The following is a 252-nucleotide window of genomic DNA, read 5'->3' as shown; positions in this document are numbered from 1 at the left end:
TTCTGCATCAGCTAAAGTTTCAAAATATTGAAAACTAAAACCTTCGGCATCATCAATAATGGAATTTTCAGCAAAAGGCAAAAAGAAACTAGCATTGCCGTCATCGTTTAAATCGCACACAAAATTGGTTTGTCCATCTTGAAGAGGAGGAATTTCATTAACAATTAAATCGAAAGAAGTAAAAGAAAAACAGCCGGTTTCTGTTTCAGTGACGCGGACAAAAATTTGCTGACTAGCTGTGGTGTAATCTTC

1 protein-coding gene is annotated in these 252 nt (G+C 35.7%); it reads right to left on the bottom strand.

Annotated features, from left to right (window positions below):
- A partial coding sequence (locus tag G7034_RS11805) for a hypothetical protein (RefSeq protein ID WP_166401164.1) occupies positions 1-252 on the bottom strand: 252 nt, incomplete at both ends.

Origin of the sequence: Psychroflexus maritimus, assembly GCF_011089875.1 — a bacterium.
Lineage (GTDB): Bacteria > Bacteroidota > Bacteroidia > Flavobacteriales > Flavobacteriaceae > Psychroflexus > Psychroflexus maritimus.
Note: the sequence above shows the minus strand (reverse complement) of the source record. Positions and strands in the feature narration are given on the sequence as shown.